The 21840-nt window shown below is 34.7% G+C and carries 25 protein-coding genes and 2 riboswitches; of the genes, 21 read left to right on the top strand and 4 right to left on the bottom strand.

What is annotated here, in order from left to right:
* Window positions 1-3: 3 nt before the first annotated feature.
* The 8 genes from BLP68_RS01350 (at window position 4) to hflC (ending at window position 6538) form a co-directional block, all read left to right on the top strand.
* Window positions 4-417 (top strand): hypothetical protein, encoded by a 414-nt coding sequence (locus tag BLP68_RS01350; protein ID WP_091539109.1) that lies wholly within the window; start codon window positions 4-6, stop codon window positions 415-417.
* A gap of 284 nt (window positions 418-701) precedes the next feature.
* Entirely contained in the window at window positions 702-1298 is a 597-nt protein-coding gene (locus tag BLP68_RS01340; RefSeq protein ID WP_091539101.1) for a 50S ribosomal protein L25, read from the top strand.
* A 134-nt stretch (window positions 1299-1432) separates the two neighbouring features.
* On the top strand, window positions 1433-2008 hold the full coding sequence (locus BLP68_RS01335) for a 50S ribosomal protein L25 (protein ID WP_242876874.1): 576 nt from the start codon (window positions 1433-1435) through the stop codon (window positions 2006-2008).
* 130 nt (window positions 2009-2138) lie between these two features.
* Window positions 2139-3620, top strand: a complete 1482-nt coding sequence (locus BLP68_RS01330; RefSeq protein ID WP_091539094.1) for a methyl-accepting chemotaxis protein — start codon at window positions 2139-2141, stop codon at window positions 3618-3620.
* 234 nt (window positions 3621-3854) lie between these two features.
* Window positions 3855-4148, top strand: coding sequence for a metal-sensing transcriptional repressor (locus BLP68_RS01325; RefSeq protein WP_242876873.1), 294 nt, complete (start codon window positions 3855-3857; stop codon window positions 4146-4148).
* 66 nt (window positions 4149-4214) lie between these two features.
* Window positions 4215-4430, top strand: a complete 216-nt coding sequence (locus tag BLP68_RS01320) for a heavy-metal-associated domain-containing protein (RefSeq protein ID WP_091539087.1) — start codon at window positions 4215-4217, stop codon at window positions 4428-4430.
* Window positions 4431-4661: 231 nt separating this feature from the next.
* The gene (gene hflK, locus BLP68_RS01315; protein WP_091539084.1) at window positions 4662-5591 is read left to right on the top strand and encodes an FtsH protease activity modulator HflK; all 930 of its coding nucleotides are present in this window, start codon (window positions 4662-4664) and stop codon (window positions 5589-5591) included.
* Window positions 5591-6538, top strand: coding sequence for a protease modulator HflC (hflC, locus tag BLP68_RS01310; RefSeq protein ID WP_091539079.1), 948 nt, complete (start codon window positions 5591-5593; stop codon window positions 6536-6538). Before hflK ends, hflC begins: the two co-directional genes overlap by 1 nt.
* 38 nt (window positions 6539-6576) lie before the next feature.
* Here the strand turns inward: hflC and mltG are convergent, their stop codons facing one another.
* The gene (mltG, locus tag BLP68_RS01305) at window positions 6577-7587 is read right to left on the bottom strand and encodes an endolytic transglycosylase MltG (RefSeq protein WP_091539076.1); all 1011 of its coding nucleotides are present in this window, start codon (window positions 7585-7587) and stop codon (window positions 6577-6579) included.
* A gap of 234 nt (window positions 7588-7821) precedes the next feature.
* On the opposite strand from mltG, the gene BLP68_RS01300 reads away from it, so the two are divergent.
* The 5 genes from BLP68_RS01300 (at window position 7822) to BLP68_RS01280 (ending at window position 12301) form a co-directional block, all read left to right on the top strand.
* Window positions 7822-8841: a ThiF family adenylyltransferase gene (locus BLP68_RS01300; protein WP_091539073.1), complete on the top strand. Its 1020-nt coding sequence runs from the start codon at window positions 7822-7824 to the stop codon at window positions 8839-8841.
* 96 nt (window positions 8842-8937) lie between these two features.
* Window positions 8938-9414 carry a hypothetical protein gene (locus BLP68_RS01295; protein WP_091539070.1) on the top strand — a complete coding sequence of 159 codons (477 nt, stop codon included), beginning with the start codon at window positions 8938-8940 and terminating at the stop codon, window positions 9412-9414.
* A gap of 109 nt (window positions 9415-9523) precedes the next feature.
* Entirely contained in the window at window positions 9524-10201 is a 678-nt protein-coding gene (locus BLP68_RS01290; RefSeq protein ID WP_091539067.1) for a response regulator, read from the top strand.
* On the top strand, window positions 10198-11622 hold the full coding sequence (locus BLP68_RS01285) for a sensor histidine kinase (RefSeq protein ID WP_091539064.1): 1425 nt from the start codon (window positions 10198-10200) through the stop codon (window positions 11620-11622). Before BLP68_RS01290 ends, BLP68_RS01285 begins: the two co-directional genes overlap by 4 nt.
* A gap of 28 nt (window positions 11623-11650) precedes the next feature.
* Window positions 11651-12301 carry a TVP38/TMEM64 family protein gene (locus BLP68_RS01280; protein ID WP_091539060.1) on the top strand — a complete coding sequence of 217 codons (651 nt, stop codon included), beginning with the start codon at window positions 11651-11653 and terminating at the stop codon, window positions 12299-12301.
* Between the two features lie 2 nt (window positions 12302-12303).
* Here BLP68_RS01280 and BLP68_RS01275 read toward each other — a convergent pair whose 3' ends face one another.
* From BLP68_RS01275 to BLP68_RS01265, 3 genes are all read right to left on the bottom strand, one after another.
* Entirely contained in the window at window positions 12304-13089 is a 786-nt protein-coding gene (locus BLP68_RS01275) for an ABC transporter ATP-binding protein (protein ID WP_091539057.1), read from the bottom strand.
* A complete protein-coding gene (locus BLP68_RS01270) occupies window positions 13086-14129 on the bottom strand; it encodes a FecCD family ABC transporter permease (protein WP_091539056.1) in 1044 nt (347 codons plus the stop codon). The genes BLP68_RS01275 and BLP68_RS01270 overlap by 4 nt, the downstream gene beginning before the upstream one ends.
* A 123-nt stretch (window positions 14130-14252) precedes the next feature.
* Complete coding sequence (locus BLP68_RS01265) at window positions 14253-15224, bottom strand: ABC transporter substrate-binding protein (RefSeq protein ID WP_176758815.1); 972 nt, start codon at window positions 15222-15224, stop codon at window positions 14253-14255.
* A gap of 98 nt (window positions 15225-15322) precedes the next feature.
* Window positions 15323-15499, bottom strand: a riboswitch (cobalamin riboswitch).
* Window positions 15500-15723: 224 nt separating this feature from the next.
* Window positions 15724-15904: riboswitch (cobalamin riboswitch) on the top strand.
* Between the two features lie 108 nt (window positions 15905-16012).
* On the opposite strand from BLP68_RS01265, the gene BLP68_RS01260 reads away from it, so the two are divergent.
* The 8 genes from BLP68_RS01260 (at window position 16013) to BLP68_RS01225 (ending at window position 21837) form a co-directional block, all read left to right on the top strand.
* Entirely contained in the window at window positions 16013-16405 is a 393-nt protein-coding gene (locus BLP68_RS01260; RefSeq protein ID WP_091539050.1) for a sirohydrochlorin chelatase, read from the top strand.
* A gap of 50 nt (window positions 16406-16455) precedes the next feature.
* Window positions 16456-17850, top strand: a complete 1395-nt coding sequence (locus BLP68_RS01255) for a cobyrinic acid a,c-diamide synthase CobB (RefSeq protein WP_091539048.1) — start codon at window positions 16456-16458, stop codon at window positions 17848-17850.
* Between the two features lie 16 nt (window positions 17851-17866).
* Window positions 17867-18616: an energy-coupling factor ABC transporter permease gene (locus tag BLP68_RS01250; protein WP_091539046.1), complete on the top strand. Its 750-nt coding sequence runs from the start codon at window positions 17867-17869 to the stop codon at window positions 18614-18616.
* Window positions 18613-18909 carry an energy-coupling factor ABC transporter substrate-binding protein gene (locus BLP68_RS01245; protein WP_091539043.1) on the top strand — a complete coding sequence of 99 codons (297 nt, stop codon included), beginning with the start codon at window positions 18613-18615 and terminating at the stop codon, window positions 18907-18909. The genes BLP68_RS01250 and BLP68_RS01245 overlap by 4 nt, the downstream gene beginning before the upstream one ends.
* Before the next feature lie 3 nt (window positions 18910-18912).
* Entirely contained in the window at window positions 18913-19656 is a 744-nt protein-coding gene (gene cbiQ / locus BLP68_RS01240; protein WP_091539041.1) for a cobalt ECF transporter T component CbiQ, read from the top strand.
* Window positions 19657-19691: 35 nt separating this feature from the next.
* Window positions 19692-20516: an energy-coupling factor ABC transporter ATP-binding protein gene (locus tag BLP68_RS01235; protein WP_091539040.1), complete on the top strand. Its 825-nt coding sequence runs from the start codon at window positions 19692-19694 to the stop codon at window positions 20514-20516.
* 65 nt (window positions 20517-20581) lie between these two features.
* Window positions 20582-21097, top strand: a complete 516-nt coding sequence (locus BLP68_RS01230) for an ECF transporter S component (RefSeq protein ID WP_091539037.1) — start codon at window positions 20582-20584, stop codon at window positions 21095-21097.
* A gap of 2 nt (window positions 21098-21099) precedes the next feature.
* Entirely contained in the window at window positions 21100-21837 is a 738-nt protein-coding gene (locus BLP68_RS01225) for an AIR synthase related protein (protein WP_176758814.1), read from the top strand.
* Window positions 21838-21840 lie beyond the last annotated feature (3 nt).

The raw sequence follows: 21840 nt of genomic DNA, 5'->3' as shown, positions 1-21840 counted from the left end.
ATAATGAGCTATATAGTTGTAGGTAACGAAGTCATAGACAGTCAGGAATTCTATACAAAGATAAAAGAAAATTATCATTTCAAGCGGGTAAAGGATTTGACAAAAGGAGCTAAGAGGGAGGACACCCTTATTTATCAGATTTTTCATGATATAAATCAATTAAAGGAAGAGCTAGATATAGACAATATTAAAGACCTTTCTGAGGAAGAATTAATTGATGAATTAATGGAATTAGCAGATGAAAAGGTTGCAGTAATAGAGGACATTATGCCAGCTACTATGCTATGCTACAGCTATTCATATCATTATGACGAGGCAGAGGACGAAATTAAAACTATATTTATTACTGTTGACAAAATAGTAGGAGAACTACGATTAAGCGATATCGCAGAAAGAATACTTAGGTCTATTGATTAAGGGCTGCTTTGAAAGCAGCTCAGACTGATGAAAAACCCCCATATTCGTCGTTACTTCAAAAACCTAGCACCCTTACGTATTCTTTTTCTACGCTGCGGTCGCTAGGTTTTTTTGCGCCTCGAATCTGTGATTTTTTGATCAGTCTACATTTTGATGCCTTTGTCATCAACCTGGGCTGCCTAGGAAGCAGTTTTATATAATACAAAAATTTGCAATTTTTAAAATAATCTGTTTTAATAGTAATAAGCATAAATACAACATGACATTGAAAGGGGAGAAAAAACATGGCAACACCTATATTAAAGGTTTATGAAAGAGACGCAGTAGGTAAGAATAGTATTGTAAAGGTGAGAAGAGAAGGAAAGCTACCGGCGATACTCTACAGCAGAGGGCAAGAGACACAAAATCTTTATTTGGATGAAAAGGAATTTCAAAAGTTGTTAAATCACTATGGAACCAGCATAAGGATAGGCTTAGATCTTGCAGGTGAAAAAAGCTTTGCTATCATAAAAGAAGTACAAAGGATGCCTGTGAAAAACACCTTACTCCATGTTGATTTACAAAAGCTTAATGAAAATGAAAAAATAAAAATTTCACTACCAATTCACATAATAAATAAGGATGAAGTAGAAACCAGTAGTGAAATTGTACAGGTTCAATTAACTGATGTAGACATTCAAACACTTCCTAAATATTTACCAGATAGAGTAGAGGTAGATGCTAAAATTCTAAAGGAAAAGGATAATATTACTTTAGCAGATATAAGTATTGCAAATAATAAAAACATAGAAATACTAACAGATAAGAATGCAGTAATAGCAACAATGGCTTATGCATCAAAGGTAATAGAAGCTGAAGAACAACAAGAAGATATATTATAAAATGTACCCGGTCTAATAGATGGCCGGGTTGTTTTTATTTTGGATTCCGTTTCTTTACTAAGTCTCCATCAATTATTAGTATAGTTTAAGCTTAATGGGCAATAATTCACTAATAAATGAGAGGAGATGATGTTGTGTATACACTAACAAGTGAGCTTAGAAATAAGTCAGGTAAAAATGATAGTCATCATGTGCGAGAGGAAGGTTATATTCCATCAGTTATCTATAGTAAAGGGATGAATACCTTGCCGGTAAAAATAAACAGAAGAGAAGTAGAAACACTTATTAGAAATAATGGTGAAAATAGTTTAGTAATTCTTAATATCGGAGGAGTAAATTACACAACTATTATAAAAGAAGTCCAGACGGATCCCTTAACACGTAAAATTATACATATGGACTTTCAAAAAGTATCTGAGGATCAGAGAATTAATGTTAAAATTCCAATAGTACTAAATGGAAAGCACTTTGTTGAAAAAGGTGGTGCTATAATGCAGCAGCAAATAAAGGATATAGAAGTAGAATGTACAGCAGGAAGAATACCTAAAAGGCTTGAGTATGATGTTTCAAGCTTTAAGCCAGGAGACATTTTAAGAGTTTCAGATATGGAGGTAAGTGAAGAATTTCATATTACCCAAGATCCCCAGTCAATTATAGTCTCTGTTTCCATAGCAAATAAAATAAGTGAGCTTGAAGAGGGTGAGGAGTAATTTAGAGCTTCAATATGCCACAAGTTTACAATATATTAAAATATAAAAACAGGAAGTTGTAAAAATTTGTTGAATATTTAGTTAAAGAAGCTTTTAAAATTCAAGTGGTACAAACAAGGGGGAAGGTATTATGTTATTGGGAAAGAATAAGATGGTTAATAAAATGATTGAAACAACCTCCCGGATATCTCAGGGAGACCTAACTACAAAGGTTAAAATAGAGTCTAGCTCTAGCTTAGGACAATTAGCTGACAATATTAATGAGATGATAATAAAGGTTAGGGATCTAATAGGGCAGGTGTCTGCAGCTAATGAAAAAACTATGAATTTTGCAAATGAATTAGAGGCAAATACTAAATACATATACGACTCTTCCCAAGAAGTAGCTAATGCAATTACAGATATTGCCTCAGAATCAAGCCAACAAAATGAAGCCCTTATAAACATTAATGATTATACACGAGAAATGAACAAAGGAATCATGGACATATTAGATCAAGCAAAAAAATCACAGGAAATTTCAAATGATATGGTAGAAACAGTAAAGAAAAGTAGTCATGTGTTTGAAAATGTTGTAAATATTTTACAGAGCAATTCCAGCTGGAGTCTCGAACTATCTAATAAAATGCAAACTCTTAAAGAAGAGGTTGAAAAGATTCAAAGAATTACTAAATTTGTAACTGAGATTAGTAATAATACTAATTTGCTTGCCTTAAATGCTTCTATAGAGGCTGCAAGAGCTGGAGAATCAGGAAAAGGGTTTGCAGTCGTTGCTAATGAGGTGCGGAAACTGGCAGAGCAAACTTCTGATTTCGCCAAGGATATAGAAGCAATTGTTAATAGTATTGCAGCCAATATAATTGAAATTTCTACAGAAATAATTAGAGAGACTGAAAAAGCAAAAGCAGATATTCAAGTGGCAAACGATAGCAAAGATCAGTTGAAAAAGGTAATAGAGTCAACAGAGAGCACCTCCTATTCTATTGATAGTATTTATACATTGGCAGAGAAGGAGGCAGATCTTGTCAAGGAAGTTAATTTAGCTATAGAAAAAATTGCTATAGCAACAGAAAAAGCGGCAGCATTTTCACAAGAGGCAGCAGCTTCAACAGAAGAGCAAACAGCATCAGTACAATTGATTTTCGAATCCATAAAAAAAATGGGAATAATGGCTAAAGAGGTACAAAAAATTGTTGAAGGCTTTGTTAAAGAATATGTAATGGATGAAACTACAAAAAAAGCAATAACTCAGGCAAAAAATGTTCTGCTAAGTATTACATCAAATGAAAAGCTGCTAACTGTAAACGATGAAGCTACCAATTTAGCATATTTAAGAAAAACCCTTAAGGAGAACGACTTTTTTCAGCTAATTGCAATAGTTGACAGTAAAGGTGACTCAAAGGCTATGGCAATTAAGGGTACCAACGAATGGTTAAAGGACAATGTTTCCCATCGGCCCTACTTTCAAGAGGCAATTATAGGGAAGGAGTATACTTCTGAACCATATATTTCATTACAATCTAAAAACTACTGTGTAACAATTTCACTTCCAATAAAAGCATCCAATGGACAAGTAATAGGAATTGTTTTAGGAGATTTGACACTAGGGTAAAAAATTACGAGAACTCTTTAATGTTTAGAGTTCTCGTTATATTTTTTGGCAACAATCAAAGAGTATCATTGTTTAAATGCAACCATACATATCTGTATACTAAAAAATGAGATAAATGCTGTATCAAGCTTAAGGTATTTAATTTAATAAATAATACATATAATACTATTGTCAAAATTCACCCTTTACATACAGTAGGGGGGTATGGTATTTTATTTATAGGAGGTGATGCTAGTGATTAAAAGCACAAAAAAACCAACTGAACAGTCATCAAAAATCCAGAAGTCTATAATAGATCGGTTAAATAGAGTAGAAGGACAAATAAGAGGAATTAAGAATATGATTGAAAAGGGCACTTATTGTGACGATGTAATAAATCAGCTAGAGGCTTCCAGATCTGCATTAAGCTCGATTGAATTAATTCTACTTGAAGGGCATATTAAAAATTGTATTATCCAGCAGCTTAAGGATGGAAAAGAGGAATCTGTAGATGAAGTGTTAAAAACAATTAAGAAGTTGATTAAATGATAAATAATAAACAGCAAGGCTATAGTATATTTAGTAAATTTATTATATAAGGAGGAGTAATATAATATGAAAAAGAAGATTAATATCGATGGAATGAGCTGTGGACACTGTGTAAGTCATGTTAAGGAAGCGCTATTAGAAATAGAAGGAGTTAAGGATGTAAAAGTAGATTTAGCCGATAAAAGTGCATTAGTTGAATTAGAAGCTGATGTATCGGATGAGAGACTGAACATAGCCATAGCAGAAGCTGGGTACGAGCCATTGGGCATTGAAAAGCTATAGAATGTATGGAAAGAGGACTGCAGTACTTAATACCACCAGTTCTCTTTTTCTATTTATTAAATATTATATATTTATTAAATAATACCACAATCATTGAGGTTTAAGTGACAAACAGGTATAATTGTAATGCACGGTTAAAAATAATTTTTAAAAGTGCAAGACCAAATCTAAGGAATTATTATTCTAAGCATAAATATGCTAAGTATTTTTAAGAGAAGGGGAGGAAATTACATGAAAAAAATGATAACGTCTGTTTTAATTGTAATTATTGTTATCATAGGGTTTTCTGTTGCAACCAGCAGCTTTTATACTGTTGATCAGACAGAATACGCAGTATTAATAACCTTTGGTGATCCCAGTGCAGATATTATGACACCAGGTTTAAAATTTAAGCTGCCATATCCTATTCAGTCAGTTAAGAAGCTTTCAAGGGAAACATTTTCATTAACATTTGGTTATAAAGAAACTAGAGATGGTGTTATACTTCAGGAAAACGAAGCTAAAATGATAACCGGAGATGAAAATATTATTTTGGCAGACATTGAAATTCAGTGGAGAATAGTTGATCCAATCGCATTTCTTTATAGTACACAGGATCCTGTAAGTATATTATATAATGCTACATCAGCTTCATTAAGAGGAGTAGTGGGTAGCTCCACTGTAGATGAAGCATTAACAGATGGAAGAACCCGTATAATGAACGATGTTAGAGACAATTTAACACAACTAGTTGAAGATTATGATATAGGTATAGCTATTGTAAACATTAACCTTCAGGATGTTGACCTACCAACACAAGAGGTAAGTGATGCTTTTAAAACCGTTACTTCTGCAAGAGAAGAAAGAATTACCAAAATTAATCAAGCAAATAGATATAGAAATGAGAAAATTAATACAGCAGAAGGTACAAAAGAGGCCTTAATCAGTAGGGCTGAAGGCCAAAAAGTCGCAAAAATAGAGCAGGCTAGAGGAGATGTAGCTAGATTCGATGCAATTTATTCAGAATATGTAAATAATAAAAATGTTACTAGTCAGAGATTAATAATAGAAACCCTACAACAGGTATTACCAGATGCAAAGGTGTATATCATGGAAGAAGGGTCAAACTCAACAATTAAATATTTACCGCTGGATGGCATTACTAGAGGAGGTGGAAACTAATGTTTCGATTCAAAAAAGTTATAAATTTAGCAGATGAGTCAATGAGCAGTAGCGAGAACCCACGTCCACAAATTAAGCTGAACAAAAAATATATTATTGCAGTATTCTTACTAGGTATTGCACTAATGTTTGTATTAAACAATCTATATATTGTGCCAGCAAATGAATACAAGATAGTTAGACAATTCGGAGAAATCGTAAGAATTATAGATAAGCCAGGGCTTAATTATAAGCTGCCTATAGTACAAACAATATCAACGCTGCCCAAATATACACTTATCTACGATGTACCACCTGCAGAAATTAATACATTAGATAAAAAGAGAATAAAGGTTGATTATTATGGGTTGTGGAGAATAACTGATCCACAGGCGCTAATAGAATCCCTTAGAACATTAGGTGGCGCAGAAGGCCGTCTTGGAGATATCATTTATTCTAATATTAGAACAGAGCTAGGAAAAATGGATTATGAACAAATTGTTAATCATAAAAAGAGTAGAAGAGGAGATATCGACACTATAGTTAAAACTCAAGTAAATGAAATACTATTGAGCAATAATAGTGGAATTGAATTAGTGGATATTAAAATGAAAAGAACCGACTTGCCAATTGAAAATGAACACTCTGTATTTCAAAGAATGATTTCAGAAAGAGTTAGTACAGCTCAGGAGTATTTATCGCAGGGAGATGCAGAAGCTCTGAAAATTGAAGCAGAAACCGATAGAGAAGTTGAGGAAATGCTTGCAAGGGCTGAAGCTGAGGCTAAAATAATAGTAGCAGAGGGAGAAAAAGAGGCGGCCCGTATATACAATGAAGCATATGGAAAAGACCCCGAATTCTTCAATATGTTTATATCATTAGAATCATACAAAACTATAATAGATGAAGAAACAGTAATTATATTCCCAATGAGCTCACCATATTTAAAATATCTATTGGGACAATAGGAAAATAAAAGGGAGACCCACGGGTCTCCTTTTATTTTCTATTGCCTATTAATTATTTTTTGATAGCTTTCAACATTCCTTAAATGCTCTTGATAGGTCTTGCCAAATACATGTCCATTTTCACCTAGTACATAATATAAATAGTCATGCTCTTCAGGATATAGGGCGGCATGAATTGAAGCCTTCCCTGGTGCTGCTATGGGTCCTGGTGGAATACCAGTGTTCTTATAGGTATTAAAGGGGTTGGGGGTTTCTAAATGGGCATAAAGAACTCTATTTATATGTTCCTTTCCTTCCCCCAAACCATATATAACTGTAGCATCAATTTGTAGAAGCATATTTATTTTAAGCCGATTATAGATAACACCACTTACGGTTGGTCTTTCTTCGTCATGGTAGGCTTCTCTTTCTATTATTGATGCAATTGTAAGAACCTCATGAAGTGTTAAATTCAATTCATCGGCACGACTTTTAAACTCCTGTGTGAAAATATCCTCCATTGTTTTTGCCATTCGCCAAACAATATCTTCTGGGGTGCTGGTGTTGTTAAAATGATAAGTGTCAGGATAAAGATAACCCTCTAGATTAAAATACAGATTATCTGTTTGGAAATCATAATTCTCTTCATAATATTTTTCGGTAGCTGCCAGAAATTCTTCTGCTGTTCCTAAATTTAAAGACTCAACTCGTTGTGCTATTTGGAATAGTGTATATCCTTCTGGAACAGTTAAAATAACAGGCTTACCCGGAGTTCCTTTTTTTAATAACTCGAAAATTTGTGAAATAGTAATATTGGGTGAAAAGATATAGTTTCCGGGTTTTATACTTCGATCAACATTTTCTGCTTTTGCTAGATGTTTAAACCATGCTTTGCTTTTTATAACTCCCTCTTGATGCAATAGCTCGGCAACCTGATGTAAAGAAGCACCATTTGGCACAACTATTTCAACAGGTTCATCAAAGGAGGCTACTGAAAGATAGCCAGGAAGCATTAGAATTAACCCGCCTAACAAAACTAATAATAATAATATACTTAATAGTTTTTTCATAAAAGCTACTCCCATCATTAGATGATATCCTTAAATTATATTTTACCATCTTTATACGAAAATTGCACATTCATATTCACAATTTATAATAAAAGGAAATATAATAGTAAATTTTGCTGAAAGATAAAGGATAACAGATAAAAAAATCGAAGTAGGAACTATTAAAAAAACCACCGTTTGCTAACTTTATGATAAATTATAAGTAACGATTAATAAAATACTGGGGTGAATTGAATGGATGAAAGATATATTAAGCAGATAAACTTCAATGGTATTGGTAAAGAAGGACAACTGAAGCTACAGAATGGGCGGGCTCTAATAATTGGATGCGGGGCATTAGGGACAGTTGTAGCCAATAGCCTTGTCAGAACAGGTGTTGGTTTTATAAGAATAGTAGATAGAGACTATGTAGAGCTTAGCAATCTCCATAGACAGATTCTATTTGATGAAATAGATGCAGAAGTAAGCATACCTAAAGTTGAAGCAGCGAAGGCGAAGTTAAGTAAAGTAAATAGCTCCATAATTATTGAGGGGCTCATAAAGGATGTAAATAGCCTAACAATAGAAAAAATGATAAAAGATATAGATATAATTATTGATTGCACAGATAACTTTAAAACAAGATTTTTGATTAATGATATTTCCTTCAGCAAAAAAATACCTTGGATTTATGGAGGTGCAATTGGCAGTACCGGGGTTATCAAGAGTTTTATACCCGGCAAAACGGGATGTCTTAGATGTATGATGGATACCCCACCACCAGCTGGTACATTTGCAACCTGTGATACAGCTGGTGTTATTAATACTACTACTGGAGTAGTGGGAATGCTACAAGCAAATGAGGCCATAAAGTACTTAGCCGATCAAGAAAAGGAAATGGATAATAAAATGGTATTCTTGGATCTTTGGGAAAATATCTTTGAAAGAATAGAACTTAAAGTAAGACAAGACTGCAAATGCTGCAAATGTGGAGAATATGAATTCTTAGATAATAAAATGCTAGAAGCTCTTCATATGTGTGGAAACAACAGCATTCAAGTAGACCCCCATGGTGGTAAAGGAAGCATTTCTCTAGACGCCCTATATCAAAGGTTGAATAGTGTAGGTATCAAAGTTAAATTAACACCGTTTCTCTTAAATATTACTGTAGATGGATATGAAATAAAAATCTTTGACGACGGGAGAGCTATTATAAAAAATGCAGTAACAACAGAAGAAGCAATGGGGGTTTATTCCCGTTATATTGGCTACTAATTATTCACTCCAATAAAGATTTCGAAAACTGTCACAAAGCTGTCACATATACAGGATATAGTATAGTAGAAGTCACATTAATATTGGAGGGATTTTATGAAGAAAAATGTTAAAATTGGGTTAATAGCATTTGGGCTAGTTGTTACTATGGCCTCAGTAGGGTTCGCAGCATCAGATGAAGGGCAAGAAACAGCTAGAGGTAGATTTTTTAGAGGTATGGACAACCAAAGAGGAAATCATCAATTATTGGAAGACTCAGGGCTAACTAAGGAAGATCTTCTACAACTGCGGGAAGGAAAAACGATGAAAGAGTTTATGCTGGACGAGGACATTGACATTGATGAGATGAAGGAGCAAATGCTTCAAAGAAAGCTAGAGAAAATTGACCAATTTGTAGAAGATGAAAAACTAACCTCAGAAGAAGCTGAGCTATTAAAGCAACAGATACAAGAAAGAATGGAAGACTGCACAGATTTCGACGGTAAGGGCATGATGATGAAAGGTTCGATGGGACGTAGAGCTAACTTTAAATCAGTCGAGAGAGGTCTAAAAAACTGGTATGATCAACAATAATTAGGTATAATAAAAACACCATATAGACTGGTGTTTTTATTATACCCAGGAATCGGAAGGTTGAACTTTTCATTAAAAGAGAAACAAGCTATGGAAAAGAGGTGGTAAAATGATAGGAGCCAATATTCTGGTTGTAGAAGATGAAGAAAAGCTTCGAAGGCTTTTGGCAACATATCTTAAGAAGGAAATGGTAAATGTATTTGAAGCGGCTGATGGAGAGGTTGCTTTGAGTCTATATCAAGAGCATTCCTTTGATTTAATAATTTTAGATATAATGCTGCCGAAATATGACGGATGGACAATATGCAAAAGAATACGAGAGGTTAGCTCTGTACCAATCCTTATCTTAACTGCCCGAAGCGAAGAAAGTGATAAGCTATTTGGCTTTGAATTGGGGGCAGACGATTATATTACTAAGCCCTTTAGTGTAAAAGAGCTTATAGCACGGGTTCGGGCATTATTAAGGCGTAGCCAGCAACAAATTTCCGATGAAGTGATAGAGATTAAAAATCTCAAGATCGATAAAAAGTCACATTTAGCCTTAATAGATAATGCGCAACTATCCCTAAGCCCAAAGGAGTATGACCTGCTAATTTACTTAGTCCATAACAAGAATTTAGCATTAACAAGGGAAACTATTTTGAATGGAGTATGGGGCTATGATTATTATGGAGATTTGAGGACGGTTGATACTCATATTAAACGACTCCGTAAAAAGCTACAGCTACTTGGAGATAGCATAAAAACAGTTAGGGGAATAGGCTATAGATTTGAGGTGAAGGAATGAAAAAAAACTCTATTTACTTAAAGCTGTTTGCAATGTTTCTTCTTCTAGCAGCAATTATAATCGGGCTATTGTGGATATTACAGGCTTATTTTTTCAACGATTACTATCAGAATCAGAAGCTTAATCAGATGAAGCGCTATGGTATTCAACTTGAGGAGCAGATAAAAACTGAAGGATTATCTCAAGAAACACAGGCACAAATTGAAGAAATAGGAAACATATTGAATGGAAGAATTACCGTTATTGACACCAAGGGTAGATCAGTATACCAGAATGGTTTTATGATGGGAGCAGCTCGGGCCTTTAGAATACCCAGTGATGTTTGGCGGCAAGCTCAAAGGGGAGAAACAGTGATTTACCGGATTCCTGGACATACTGGTTTTATAGACACCCTAGCCCTTTTGATGCCGATAAATGACTATTATCTATTGCTTCAAACACCATTACAGGTTATAGAAGAATCAGTTTCAATATCTCAACAATTTTATGTTTACCTTTTTTTTGTAGCATTAATCGTATCCATGCTACTGTCCGGCATATTCTCCAGAACCATTACAGGGCCTTTAGTTAAATTAAATAGAGTTGCTGGAGAAATGGCAAAACTGAATTTTGATGTGCGGTGGGAGGATAATAGAGGGGATGAGATTGGTCAACTGGGAGAAACGATAAACTTTCTTACTGATCAACTAAAAAAATCCTTTGATGAGCTAAAATTAGAGCTTATGAAGGAAAAAAACATGGATAAAATGAGAAAGCAATTTGTTGCAAGGGTATCCCATGAGCTTCAAACACCAATATCGCTATTAAGAGGCTATACTGAAGCCCTGCAGGATAATATGGCTAAGGATAAGAATGAAGAAATTGAGTATTATCAAATCATTGATGAAGAAATAGATAAATTAAGTCATATGGTAAAGGATCTACTAGATTTAAGTCAATTGGAATCAGGCAGCTTTAAGGTGAAAATGGAGTCCTTCGAGATATCCTCCTTAATTGATGGCATTTTACATAAATTTAGAATGCTATATAAAAACGAAGGAATACAATTCCACATGAAGGATGAGGATGCTGCGTATAATGTGTTAGGGGATGAATATCGTATTGAGCAAGTAATAACTAATCTATTACAAAATGCAGTAGCCCATTGTCCAGTGTCAGGAAATATAATAATAAATTTAGAAAATGTTAATGAAGTTGTAAGAATAGAAGTATATAATGAAGGAGAGCCCATTCATAAAGATGACATAGATAATATTTGGGAAAGCTTTTATACAGGAAATGATGAAGGAAAAGGAACAGGCTTAGGCTTAGCTATTGTAAAAAGTGTATTGGAATTACATGATAGTAATTATGGTGTAGAAAACATAGATGATGGTGTAGTATTCTATTTTTATTTAAATAAGGCACCAATTAATTTGTAGATTTTAATCGGCAAAGAAGGGAAATATTATGAAAAAAAATACTATTAAAAGCCTTATTATAATTAGTCTAGTTATTTTATTTATATACATTGCCATAAGCTACTACGAGGTACTGCAAGAGCATGTAAGTATAGAAAAAATTCAGGAACTAGTTGGAACCCTTGGCATGCTAGGTGGGTTAGCCTATATTATTATAGCTTCTATACGTCCTTTTATATTTATACCTAGTCCTTTCTTCTTTGTTATGGGAGGAATTTTATTTGGTGTTATAAAAGGAAGTATCTATAATATTATTGGCCTTTTAATTGGGGCATCTTTATGCTATCTTTTATCCAACCGGTTTAAAAACGCTGTGGTAAGCATTACAGGCGATAGATATTTAAAGAAATTGAAGCAGGTTAAAGAGGAGGATGCTATTAAGACACTTTTCAGCATGAGAGTAACTCCTGGCTTCCCATTTGACCCCGTAAGCTATGCTGCTGGCATTGCAGGTATAAGCTATAAAAATTTTATAGCAGGGTCCTTTCTTGGAAGCACACCTAAAATATTTCTATATACATTACTGGGCGATGGGGTAGACGACTTTTTATCAATTCAGACAATACTAGTTTTTCTAATTTTAATAGCGCTAGCATGTGTTCCTGTGATAATAAAGAAAAAGCATTCAACCTGCGCTTAATATTATAACTTCTTTACTCTTTGAGGAATGATATATGGACAATTGTTTTTATCATCAGTAAATATATCAGCATCAATGTTAAAAACACCACTGAGGAATTGATGGCTAAGAATTTGATGAGCATGTCCATGATGACTAATTGTGCTATTTTTTAAGGCATAGATTTTATGTGAATAACGTACTGCCTGATTTATGTCATGTAGGACCATAATAATTGTTAAGCCTAAAGTTTGATTTAGCTCTTTAATTAACTCCATAACCTCCAGCTGAAAAGAGATGTCTAAAAATGTTGTTGGCTCATCCAGCAGTAATATATCAGGTCTCTGTGCTAGAGCCATAGCAATCCACGTTCTTTGAGCTTCTCCACCAGAAAGAGTATTGACAGTTCGATTTCTCAATTCTAAAACTCTCGTTTTATCCATAGCCCAGTCTACAATTTCCAAATCCATAGCCTTAAGTCGGTTACTAAAGCCTAGGTGAGGATATCGACCATAGCTTACAAGGGTTTCAACTGAAAAATCTGATGAAACACTTCTTGACTGAGGGAGAAAGGCTAATTTTTTTGCTAAATCCTTTGGTTTCATGTGCTTAATAGATTTGCCATGAAGGCATACATTACCCTTTTGAGGGGACAGATTCCGAGATAATATCTTTAAAAGAGTAGATTTACCGCAGCCATTAGGGCCAACAATAGAAACAACTTCACCCTTTTCAACAGATAGATTTACATTATCTAAAATAACCTTCTCTTTAAATTTCATACAAATACCGTCTACTGTTAAAATCATAGTATACCCCGTCTCCTTTCTCTAAGTAAGTATAGAAAAAAGGGCGCTCCCAGTAAGGACATAATAATCCCAACAGGTATTTCTATAGGGCTTAATATAACCCTTGCAATAGTATCACAGAATATAACTGTGGTGGCGCCTAAAATAGCAGTAGCAGGAAAAAGATATCGATAATCAGATCCAATTAAAAGTCTCGCCGTATGGGGAACAATTAACCCCACAAAACCCAATAGTCCCACAACGCTTACAGCACTTCCAGCTAAAAGCGATGCTAATGCAATTAAAATTAGTCTAGTTCTTTCGACATGAATACCTAAATTATTTGCAGCTTCATCTCCTAAGGTTAAAATATTAAGCTTTTTAGAGAATAAGAAGGTTATAGCAATACCTAATGATGCATAGGGCCATAGCACATTAAAGTGAGGCCAGGTACGTGTTGAAAGGCCACCCACCATAAAACCAATCACCCCAACAACTCTGTCTGGAAAAAAAATCATTAAAGAATTAATCCATGCACTTAGGAAGGATGAAACAGCAACTCCAGCTAAAATCATTCTTGTAGGTTGAATTCCATCTTTCCAAGCCAATAAGTAAATTAATAAGGTTGCCAGCAGAGCTCCAACAAATGCACCTATAGGAACAAGGTAGTAATAGCTAGGAAAAAGAATCATAATAATATAAGCCATAAGACCTGCACCAGAGGATACACCAATTATATTTGGTGCCGCAAGAGGGTTCCTCATAACTCCTTGAAGGATAGCTCCAGAAAGAGACAAGCATATTCCCACAAGACCGGCTACAAGGGTTCTTGGTAGGCGAACATTCCAAATAATTTGATGATTCACCGTATTCCTTTCTATAAAGATTGCTCTATATACTTCTCCTACGGTAATATCCAATGCTCCCTTACTAATGCTAAAAAGCAGGCTACCTAAACAGAGGAAAGCTAAGAAAAAGAGTATAGCAAGCTTCCTATTTAGTATTAGTGAGAATTTACTATTTTTTAACGACCAAACATTTAACTTTTTTGCTGTTTCCATGTAATCATTCCTTTATTATAAGTGCTCTATTATAATAGGATAAAAGTCTAGCCATAAATATGACACGTCTTTAGGTTCATGTATATTTAGAGCTAGACAGCTTAAATAAGTATCATCAAGTATCTAATTAAAATACTGGGGGTATAGAATTTTAGCAAGACCTCCGTAGGCATCTGGATATTGGTTATTAGCCTTATATAAATATAAATCCTTTGGAAGATAAATAAAATTTCCTTCTTGAACTGCTCTAAGTGATCCCCATGCAGGATTAGACTGGACATCACTTGCAAAGCGCTCCTTAACCTTGTCAACATCTCCCATTGTCTGGACTAATATAAAATCGGGGTCACGCTTTAAAACCAGCTCCATGCTAAAGGTTTGCATCTCTTCATCTGATAATTGAGCATCATAAGCAATGTTAATAGCCCCTAAATCCTCCAGCATAGAACCGACAGTAGAGTTTGGTAAACGGACGCTTATATTATTACTTGAGCCGAAAAGAAGAAGAACAGTGGGTTCACTATTAGGCACCTTTGCAATTATCTCTTCTACCCTTGTTTTAACACCTAAGCCCAATTCATCATAGAGGTGACGATTATCCGTTAAATGTGTAAAAACATCTAAAATATTTAAATAGTCATTTAAATTGTCATACTCCAAAGCAAAGTATTCTATATTATTCTTTTCAAGGACAGGAACTAAATCCACATGCCCACCTAAATTGGATTTTAATACAACTAAGTCCGGCTGCAATGCCAAAAGCTGCTCTATATTAGGAGAATTAAAACTACCAACTGAAGGTAAGTCTTCAAGTCCTTGTGGGATTTTCTCTCTAGTTTCTACTATTCCTACAATTTGATCACTGCCTCCAGCTAAACTCCAAAGCTCTAAGAAGGACGTATAAAGAACAATAACTCTTTGGGGCTTCTCGTTAAAGGTTACTTCTCGATCCCAATAATCCACTAGCTTTAAGGACTCATCAGATTCTGTACCTACAGCTTTCCCTATATCAGCCTCCTGAATTTCTTGTTTACAGCCAACCATTAAACTAAGACATAGTATTAACATCAAAAATAATATTAAAAATTTTTTCATCCGAATTCGCTCCTCAAAATAATTTATTTTTACATAAAAAAACCACATAGAAGTGTGGTCAAATTATAATATTCGACTTAACCTCCCTCCGAAGCTAGACTATTACACAACATAGGGCAGGTTTCCTGACTTATAGATCATTTTACTTTCCGGCCTTCTCGGTTTCCCAATGGCTTTCTCGGATTTCATCACTAATCACAGTAGCGGGGGCTGTAGCGAACTCAAATCGCTTTCCCTTTTAACCCTGGTAGGGCACCCTATGTATTTATAAAATTTTTCAAAGTATGATTTCTTTTATATTAATATCTTTATACTTTAAATGTCAAATGTTTTTTTTATATGTAGTTAAGTATTAGTATTTAGATATCAGTTAACTTAGGTACTTATTATATTGCATTAACAAAACATATAAGGTAAAATTATAAAAAAATAAAATTATTAGAAAATTAAAATAGAAATACGTTGTATAATAAAAAAATATTTGATAAGATGGTCAAAATAGAATATTTTTGTTTAAGGTGTTTGAGAAACTTAATTGGGAAAGCGGTGAAAATCCGCTACAGCCCCCGCTACTGTATGTGTGGATGAACTCGACATAAACCACTGGGTAAATACCTGGGAAGGTGTCGATAGTAAGAAGAAGCACGAGTCAGGAGACCAGCCTTAAATGGATAAACAGCCTTCGGAGGGAAGGGATGTTGTTTTTATATTGCTTTTTACGGAAACTAACATACTAACTCCACTCTTAAGGTGGAGTTTTTTTAATTCTAATATTGAGGAGGATATATATGAAAAGAGGTCTGTTAATACTGGTACATGGTAGTAAATCTAAGGAAGCTGATGAAATAACAAAGGAATTAATAAGAAAGCTTAAACACAAATTATCTGATGAATTTCAGGAGGTTGCTTATGGTGCACTTCAAATTTCATCACCATCTGTTGAAGAGGGAATTGATAACCTTGTAGAAAATGAAATGGAGGAGATTATTGTGGTACCAATGTTTATTTTCCAAGGAGTCCATGTGAAAAGCGATATACCTGATGTTATGGAGAACATTAAAAACAAGTATCCTCAGATTAATATAAAGCTAGGCAAGCATATAGGAGCCGATGATAGACTGGTTGAAATTTTATATTCTAGGGCAATTGATACAATAGCGTGTAGACCAAAGCTGTCGTAAATATAAACAAATGAGTATTGTTAAATTGTAAAACATAAGGAGGCGTACAAGTGAAGTCTAACGGTAGAATTGTAATTGCAGGCACCCACAGTGGTGTAGGAAAAACAACCATTACCCTTGGCATTATGGGAGCCTTGATAAAAAGGAGAATGGATATTAAACCCTTTAAAGTCGGCCCAGATTATATAGATCCACAATTTCATAGGAGAGTAACAGGAAATCCATCAAGAAACCTGGATAGCTATCTTTTAGAAGAGAGCATGATAAAATATTTATTTAATAAAAATTGTGCGGTTGAAGATATGGCAATAATTGAAGGTGTTATGGGGCTTTATGACGGGTTAGGTACAAATAAAGATCAGGGTAGTACTGCCCATATTTCTAAAATACTTAAATCGCCAGTTATATTGATTATTGATGGAGGGGGCATGTCATCCAGTGCTGCTGCTATGGTTTTAGGCTATAAGCAATATGATGAAGATGTAGACTTAAAGGGAGTAATAATAAATAATTTGTCGGGGGAAAAGCATTATAAAATTTTACAAGAGGCTATAGAAAGAGATACTGGTATAAGGTGCATAGGTTATTTAAAAAAGACTGAATCGATAGAATTAAAAAGTAGGCATCTTGGATTAATTCCATGTATGGAGGTGCCGGAAATAGATGAAAGACTGGCGGAAATAATCGCTATGGTGGAGGAAACTATAGACTTAGATGCTTTGATTTCTTTCACCAGTAAAGCAGAAAAATTACAAAATATCAATGAAATACAAATTAACTATAAAAGCGATGTAGCTATAGGTTATGCATATGATGAAGCCTTTAATTTTTACTATGAAGACAACCTAGATATTCTAAGACAAATGGGAGCTGACTTAATCCCCTTTAGCCCATTAAGAGATAAATCTTTACCAGAGAATATACATGGTATTTATTTAGGTGGAGGATTTCCAGAAGTCTTTAGTAAAGAACTGGAGAATAACCACCAGATAAGAGAAGAAATTCTAAGTAGGGCCCAAATTGGAATGCCTATATATGGTGAATGCGGGGGGTTTATGTATTTGACAGAGGATATTAAAAATCTAGATGGAGATATACATAAAATGGTGGGTATATTTAATGTACATTCTGAGATGACCAATAAACTCCAAAGATTTGGTTATGTGGAAGTAGAACCTGAAGCAGATTGTCGTTTATTTCAAAATACAGGTAAAATTAAAGCCCATGAATTTCACAGGTCAATAGTACAAAACATGAAGGAGCACTATATATATCAAGTTTCAAAAGTAAAGGATGGCAGAACACAAAAAAGGTGGAATTGTGGATTAGAAAAAAATAATTGCTTAGGAGCATATCCCCATATACATTTTTATTCGAATATAGCTGTTCCTAAGGCATTTATAGAAAAATGCGAGATTTATAAAAATTTACACCAAAAAATATAAAAAGGAGGATCGAAAAATGGTTAAAAGAAATAAAGTGGAGTTATGCATAATTATAATATTAATGTTTATATTGCCAGCACAAACATATGCAATGCATATAATGGAGGGCTTTCTACCGTTGCATTGGGCTATTATATGGTGGGTGGCGCTAATACCATTCTTGTTTATTAGTACTAAGAAGCTTCAAAAAAGCATTCAAGAATCACCAGATAATAAAATGCTATTGGCCATGGTGGGGGCATTTATATTTGTGGTTTCTGCACTAAAGCTACCATCTGTTACAGGCAGTTCATCCCATGCAACAGGAGTAGGGCTGGGAGCAATACTATTTGGTCCATATGTTATGGTGGTTATTTCATTTGTAGTTCTTGTTTTTCAAGCTCTTCTGCTGGCCCATGGAGGAATTACAACCTTAGGGGCTAACGGCTTTGCAATGGGGGTAGTTGGACCTGTTCTAGCCTATGGACTTTATAAGGGATTAAAAAGAATCGGTCTATCAAATGGAGGTAGCATTTTTATAGCTGCAGCAATAGGAAATATGTCCACCTATGTTGTTACAGCTGCACAACTGGCCATAGCCCATCAGGATCCTATTACAGGTTTTTATGGGGCATTTTTAAAGTTTTTAGGAGTGTTTTCTTTAACGCAAATTCCATTGGCAATTACTGAAGGATTATTAACAGTTGTAGTTATCAATATTCTTTTAAGCTATAGAGACAAGGGATTAGTTGAAATACCAAATATTAAAGGGGGATACCAGCAATGATAAAAAGACCCTTTTTAACCAATTTAATTTTGATAGGCATTGTTATAGCTTTAGTAATTATTCCTTTAATCCTACATAATGATGCTGAATTTCAAGGGTCCGACGATAGGGCAGAAGAAGCTATTCTTGAAATAGTACCAGAATATGAACCATGGATAGATCCCTTATGGGAACCGCCAAGTGCAGAAGTAGAAAGTTTTTTGTTCGCACTTCAAGCAGCAATAGGAGCAGGAGTTATTTTTTACTGGTTTGGATATATGAAGGGAAAAAGAAAAATAGAGAAAGTGGCCTAATAAATGAGTGTAATAGATGAAATAGCATACAAAAATCAATTAAGAACACATCATCCAATGGAAAAATTCTTCTTTGCCCTTATTACTTTAGTTATAGGGCTTATCAGCAGCTCAGTCATACCACCTATTATAATATTAGCTGTAATGGGATGTTTAGTGATATACAAGGGTAAGGTTTCTTATAAAGTATATATTAAGCTAATGCTTTTACCATCTGTTTTTTTAATTTTAGGAATCATACCAATTTTATTAAGCATCCAAATTCATTCAATTAGTAGTATTAAAGTATCAATTCCAAAGGATGGATTAAGTATAGCAGGGTTTTTAATCATAAGGGCACTAGCCTCTACCACCTGTTTATATTTCTTGATATTGTCTACACCAATTACTGAAATTTTATATGTGCTAAAAAAAATTAAAGTACCAATTCTTTTAAGAGAAATAATGTTTTTAATGTATAGATTCATTTTTCTTTACATAGATACAGCAAACAAAATCTATATAGCCCAAAAGTCAAGGGGAGGCTACTCAAAGCTAAAAGCCAGCTACTACTCTATATCTCAGCTAATTATAATGCTGTTTTTAAAATCAAGCTATAGGGGGCACATGACCTATAAAGCTTTGAAGGCCAGAGGATACGATGGAGAATTAAAAGCCATAGAGTTAGAATACCAGGCATCAAGAAAAAATTGGGTAATAATAGCAGTGTTTGAAATTCTACTACTAACAATTACTTTAAAGGCATGATAAGCTAAGGGCTTTATAAAAGAAAGGAAGGCCATATGGATAACACAATATTAGAGTTAAAGGACATAAGTTACAATTACCCAAATGGAACTAAAGCTTTAGATAAAATTAACATAAAAATAACAGAAGGACAAAAGGTTGTATTTCTCGGCTCAAATGGATCGGGAAAGTCAACAGCATTTCTTCATATGAATGGGATATTAAAGCCCATGGAGGGAGAAGTTCTATTTAAAGGGCAGATGGTTTCCGACACTAAAACGGTATGGAAGGATTTGTGGAAAAATGTGGGTCTAGTATTTCAAGACCCAGAAACACAGGTCTTCTCGCCCAATGTTTTGCAGGAAATATCCTTTGGGCCTATGAATTTAGGACTTTCTAAAGAAGAAGTGAAAGAAAGAGCACTTAAAACAATGGAAGAGATAGACATACTTCAGTTGAAGGATAAGGCAACTCATTTCTTAAGCTCCGGGCAAAAGAAGCTGGTATCCCTAGCAGATGTATTGGTAATGGATACAGAAATTATAATATTAGATGAACCTACCGCTTCCTTAGACTGTAAACACATTAGTATGTTTACAGACTTATTAAATCAACTAAGCAGTAAAGGAAAAACTATAATACTATCTACCCATGATGTTAACTTAGCCTATAGCTGGGCTGAATATATATTTGTTATAAAGGATGGAAGGGTTATATTGGAGGGGAAAACAGAAAATGTGTTTAAAGAGAGGGAGATTCTACAAGAGGCCCATCTACAGACCCCCTGGATATTAGATGTATACCAGCATATGCTTGAGAAGGAAAAAGTTAAAGATGTAACAATACCAAGGTCTAAGGAAGAACTGCTGAAGCTTATATAATATTTATCAACAATGAAAGAAACCTTAATGGATATATCTTAAAGACTAAAAGTAGGAGTGAAAAAATGATAGATCAATATTCAAGAACAAAGGATTCAAATATTAAAAAATTGGTTAAAATTGCACTGCTAATTTCCCTAAGCGCAGTAGGGGCCCATATTAAAATACAAGGAAGTATAGCCTTTGATTCACTACCAGGCTTTTTCGCCGCCCTCTATATGGGACCATTGGTGGGGGGCTTGATAGGGCTACTGGGACATTTGCTATCGGCAATAACAGCAGGATTTCCCCTGACCCTTCCCATGCATTTATTTATTTCACTGCAGATGTTTTTCATTGTATGGATATTTGGTGTTCTTCATAAGAGAATTAATCTTACGGCAGCAATAATTATAGGAACACTTTTAAATGGACCAGGGGCTGCTTTGTTGGCATCAGGAATGGCAGTTATACTTGGACTGCCCTTCAGTGGATTTACTATGTTTTTGTTTCTATGGATACCCCTTACCATAGCTTCTGCTTTGAACGTACTTTTGGCCAGCTTCATCTACAGGCAGCTGAAGGGGAGAAGGGGAGCATAGGAATGGAGACAAAGCATAAAAGAGATTTAACCCTAATTGAAAGGGGAGAACAATATCTCGTAATAGCCTGTGATTCCTGTGGTGGTGTAGGTAATAAAGACTTCGATGAAGTAAAGGTAGCACCTGAAATAGTGGGATACTATACCACGCGGGTGGCTCTTATGGAATTATTATCGGTGGGAGCAGCTCCCTTAGCAGTTATAAATACTTTGTCAGTAGAGATGAAACCAACAGGAAGAAGAATCATCTCTGGTATTGAAAACTTATTAAGGGAAGTAAAAGTTGATCTGGAAATAATTAATGGCAGTACAGAAGAAAATTTCCCCATGAAACAAACAGCCATGGGGGTAACACTAATAGGAGAAGTGGAAAAAAGTCAACTGAGGCTCAGTAAATCCCAAAGGGGAGATTTTGTTCTCCTGTTGGGGATACCAAAGGTTGGCGGAGAAATTACTTTACCCCATGACGAAGAAATCTGTAGCTTTGAAGGCTTAAATTTCTTAAGGCAGCATCCCTCCATAGGAGATATAATACCCGTTGGCTCAAAGGGAATAACCTATGAAGCACAATTGCTGGCAGCCTTAAACAAATGCAAGATAGAAATATCATTGAATAAGATAGATATGAAGAAATCTGCAGGGCCTGCTACCGCATTAATTTTTACTATACCAGAAGCAGATCTGGAGGAGATTCAAGAAAGCTTAAGGGGGCCCCTGCATATTATTGGAAGATTAGTGTAAGAA

Source organism: Alkaliphilus peptidifermentans DSM 18978, assembly GCF_900101495.1.
Classification (GTDB): Bacteria; Bacillota; Clostridia; order Peptostreptococcales; family Natronincolaceae; genus Alkaliphilus_C; species Alkaliphilus_C peptidifermentans.
The sequence above is the reverse complement of the archived record's forward strand: the minus strand, read 5'-3'. Positions and strand labels throughout refer to the sequence as shown.

What these genes read in the sequence shown, in the direction of transcription:
- BLP68_RS01260 (WP_091539050.1), top strand. Translation starts at nt 16,013, where the DNA reads ATGAAAAGAGGTCTGTTAATACTGGTACATGGTAGTAAATCTAAGGAA.
- BLP68_RS01265 (WP_176758815.1), bottom strand. Translation starts at nt 15,224, where the DNA reads ATGAAAAAATTTTTAATATTATTTTTGATGTTAATACTATGTCTTAGT.
- BLP68_RS01285 (WP_091539064.1), top strand. Translation starts at nt 10,198, where the DNA reads ATGAAAAAAAACTCTATTTACTTAAAGCTGTTTGCAATGTTTCTTCTT.
- BLP68_RS01235 (WP_091539040.1), top strand. Translation starts at nt 19,692, where the DNA reads ATGGATAACACAATATTAGAGTTAAAGGACATAAGTTACAATTACCCA.
- BLP68_RS01350 (WP_091539109.1), top strand. Translation starts at nt 4, where the DNA reads ATGAGCTATATAGTTGTAGGTAACGAAGTCATAGACAGTCAGGAATTC.
- cbiQ (WP_091539041.1), top strand. Translation starts at nt 18,913, where the DNA reads ATGAGTGTAATAGATGAAATAGCATACAAAAATCAATTAAGAACACAT.
- hflC (WP_091539079.1), top strand. Translation starts at nt 5,591, where the DNA reads ATGTTTCGATTCAAAAAAGTTATAAATTTAGCAGATGAGTCAATGAGC.
- BLP68_RS01295 (WP_091539070.1), top strand. Translation starts at nt 8,938, where the DNA reads ATGAAGAAAAATGTTAAAATTGGGTTAATAGCATTTGGGCTAGTTGTT.
- BLP68_RS01275 (WP_091539057.1), bottom strand. Translation starts at nt 13,089, where the DNA reads ATGATTTTAACAGTAGACGGTATTTGTATGAAATTTAAAGAGAAGGTT.
- BLP68_RS01245 (WP_091539043.1), top strand. Translation starts at nt 18,613, where the DNA reads ATGATAAAAAGACCCTTTTTAACCAATTTAATTTTGATAGGCATTGTT.
- BLP68_RS01330 (WP_091539094.1), top strand. Translation starts at nt 2,139, where the DNA reads ATGTTATTGGGAAAGAATAAGATGGTTAATAAAATGATTGAAACAACC.
- BLP68_RS01225 (WP_176758814.1), top strand. Translation starts at nt 21,100, where the DNA reads ATGGAGACAAAGCATAAAAGAGATTTAACCCTAATTGAAAGGGGAGAA.
- BLP68_RS01270 (WP_091539056.1), bottom strand. Translation starts at nt 14,129, where the DNA reads ATGGAAACAGCAAAAAAGTTAAATGTTTGGTCGTTAAAAAATAGTAAA.
- BLP68_RS01250 (WP_091539046.1), top strand. Translation starts at nt 17,867, where the DNA reads ATGGTTAAAAGAAATAAAGTGGAGTTATGCATAATTATAATATTAATG.
- hflK (WP_091539084.1), top strand. Translation starts at nt 4,662, where the DNA reads ATGAAAAAAATGATAACGTCTGTTTTAATTGTAATTATTGTTATCATA.
- BLP68_RS01320 (WP_091539087.1), top strand. Translation starts at nt 4,215, where the DNA reads ATGAAAAAGAAGATTAATATCGATGGAATGAGCTGTGGACACTGTGTA.
- mltG (WP_091539076.1), bottom strand. Translation starts at nt 7,587, where the DNA reads ATGAAAAAACTATTAAGTATATTATTATTATTAGTTTTGTTAGGCGGG.
- BLP68_RS01340 (WP_091539101.1), top strand. Translation starts at nt 702, where the DNA reads ATGGCAACACCTATATTAAAGGTTTATGAAAGAGACGCAGTAGGTAAG.
- BLP68_RS01230 (WP_091539037.1), top strand. Translation starts at nt 20,582, where the DNA reads ATGATAGATCAATATTCAAGAACAAAGGATTCAAATATTAAAAAATTG.
- BLP68_RS01300 (WP_091539073.1), top strand. Translation starts at nt 7,822, where the DNA reads ATGGATGAAAGATATATTAAGCAGATAAACTTCAATGGTATTGGTAAA.
- BLP68_RS01290 (WP_091539067.1), top strand. Translation starts at nt 9,524, where the DNA reads ATGATAGGAGCCAATATTCTGGTTGTAGAAGATGAAGAAAAGCTTCGA.
- BLP68_RS01280 (WP_091539060.1), top strand. Translation starts at nt 11,651, where the DNA reads ATGAAAAAAAATACTATTAAAAGCCTTATTATAATTAGTCTAGTTATT.